Raw genomic sequence first — 2,652 nt, 5'->3', positions numbered from 1 at the left:
GTGTTCGGCGGTGTCCTACTCTCCCACACCCTGTCGAGTGCAGTACCATCGGCGCTGAAGGGCTTAGCTTCCGGGTTCGGAATGGGACCGGGCGTTTCCCCTTCGCTATGACCGCCGTAACTCTATGAAACTGTCACAGTAACCTTCTTCTGATCACCTGGTTTCACCACCCGTCAACACCAGTTTCTGGTGTTGGGGGATGGAGAAAACAGGGTTTCTCATCAGTATCTGTGTGTTGTTTCAGATACCGCACAGTGGACGCGTAGCTTCTTTGTGGTAAGTCCTCGGCCTATTAGTACCAGTCACCTGCATGCATTACTGCACTTCCAGTTCTGGCCTATCAACCCGGTGGTCTGCCGGGGGCCTTACCCCCTCGAGGGGGTGAGAAACCTCATCTTGGAACAGGCTTCCCGCTTAGATGCTTTCAGCGGTTATCCCTTCCGAACGTAGCTAACCAGCGGTGCTCCTGGCGGAACAACTGGCACACCAGAGGTTCGTCCGTCCCGGTCCTCTCGTACTAGGGACAGCCTTCCTCAAGTTTCTAACGCGCGCGGCGGATAGAGACCGAACTGTCTCACGACGTTCTAAACCCAGCTCGCGTGCCGCTTTAATGGGCGAACAGCCCAACCCTTGGGACCTACTCCAGCCCCAGGATGCGACGAGCCGACATCGAGGTGCCAAACCATCCCGTCGATATGGACTCTTGGGGAAGATCAGCCTGTTATCCCCGGGGTACCTTTTATCCGTTGAGCGACACCGCTTCCACTTGCCGGTGCCGGATCACTAGTCCCGACTTTCGTCCCTGCTCGACCTGTCAGTCTCACAGTCAAGCTCCCTTGTGCACTTGCACTCGACACCTGATTGCCAACCAGGCTGAGGGAACCTTTGGGCGCCTCCGTTACATTTTGGGAGGCAACCGCCCCAGTTAAACTACCCACCAGGCACTGTCCCTGAACCAGATCATGGTCCGAGGTTAGAGGTCCAATTCGATCAGAGTGGTATTTCAACAACGACTCCACGATAACTGGCGTCACCGCTTCACAGTCTCCCACCTATCCTACACAAACCGAACCGAACACCAATACCAAGCTGTAGTGAAGGTCCCGGGGTCTTTTCGTCCTGCCGCGCGTAACGAGCATCTTTACTCGTAATGCAATTTCGCCGAGTCTACGGTTGAGACAGCTGAGAAGTCGTTACGCCATTCGTGCAGGTCGGAACTTACCCGACAAGGAATTTCGCTACCTTAGGATGGTTATAGTTACCACCGCCGTTTACTGGGGCTTAAATTCTCAGCTTCGCTCCCGAAGGAACTAACCGGTCCTCTTAACCTTCCAGCACCGGGCAGGCGTCAGTCCGTATACATCGTCTTACGACTTCGCACGGACCTGTGTTTTTAGTAAACAGTCGCTTCTCACTGGTCTCTGCGGCCCCACCCAGCTCAGACAGTAAATGTCGTCACCAGACAGGGCCCCCCTTCTCCCGAAGTTACGGGGGCATTTTGCCGAGTTCCTTAACCATAGTTATCTCGATCGCCTTAGTATTCTCTACCTGACCACCTGTGTCGGTTTGGGGTACGGGCCGTGTGAAAGCTCGCTAGAGGCTTTTCTCGGCAGCATAGGATCACTGAATTCGCCTCAATCGGCTACGCATCACGTCTCAGGCTTGTGTGCGACCCGGATTTGCCTAGGTCACGCCCTACACGCTTACACCAGTATTACCACTGACTGGCTCAGCTACCTTCCTGCGTCACCCCATCGCTTGGCTACTACCAGATCAGGTCCCATGCATCCACCAACTCGAGACCCGAAGGTCTTCTCGTGGCTTCAGGATGGTTAGTATCACTGATTCACCATGGGCGCGTTCACACGGGTACGGGAATATCAACCCGTTGTCCATCGGCTACGCCTGTCGGCCTCGTCTTAGGTCCCGACTCACCCTGGGCGGATTAACCTGGCCCAGGAACCCTTGGTCATTCGGCGGACGAGTTTCTCACTCGTCTTTCGCTACTCATGCCTGCATTCTCACTCGTGTGGCCTCCACGGCTAGGTCACCCTGCCGCTTCCATGGCCACACGACGCTCCCCTACCCATCCACACACCTGCCAGAAAATCCTTGGATCAACTGGGGGCTATTGCGTGAATGCCGCAGCTTCGGTGGTGTACTTGAGCCCCGCTACATTGTCGGCGCAGGATCACTTGACCAGTGAGCTATTACGCACTCTTTCAAGGGTGGCTGCTTCTAAGCCAACCTCCTGGTTGTCTTCGCGACCCCACATCCTTTTCCACTTAGTACACGCTTAGGGACCTTAGCTGGCGATCTGGGCTGTTTCCCTCTCGACTACGAACCTTATCGCCCGCAGTCTCACTGCCGCGCTCTCACTCACCGGCATTCGGAGTTTGGCTGATTTCGGTAAGCTTGTGGGCCCCCTAGACCATCCAGTAGCTCTACCTCCGGTGAGAAACACGCGACGCTGCACCTAAATGCATTTCGGGGAGAACCAGCTATCACGGAGTTTGATTGGCCTTTCACCCCTACCCACAACTCATCCCCTCAGTTTTCAACCTAAGTGGGTTCGGTCCTCCACGACGTCTTACCGTCGCTTCAACCTGGCCATGGGTAGATCACTCCGCTTCGGGTCTAGAGCATGCCACT

2 rRNA genes are annotated in these 2,652 nt (G+C 55.5%); both read right to left on the bottom strand.

The features are described from left to right. Positions 1–2: 2 nt before the first annotated feature. Positions 3–119, bottom strand: a 5S ribosomal RNA gene (gene rrf / locus G9U53_RS33165). A 153-nt stretch (positions 120–272) separates the two neighbouring features. Continuing rightward, positions 273–2,652: ribosomal RNA gene (locus tag G9U53_RS33160) — 23S ribosomal RNA — on the bottom strand; the annotation flags it as partial.

The organism is Rhodococcus sp. D-46, assembly GCF_011290655.1.
Lineage (GTDB): Bacteria > Actinomycetota > Actinomycetes > Mycobacteriales > Mycobacteriaceae > Rhodococcus_F > Rhodococcus_F qingshengii.
The sequence above is the reverse complement of the archived record's forward strand: the minus strand, read 5'-3'. Positions and strand labels throughout refer to the sequence as shown.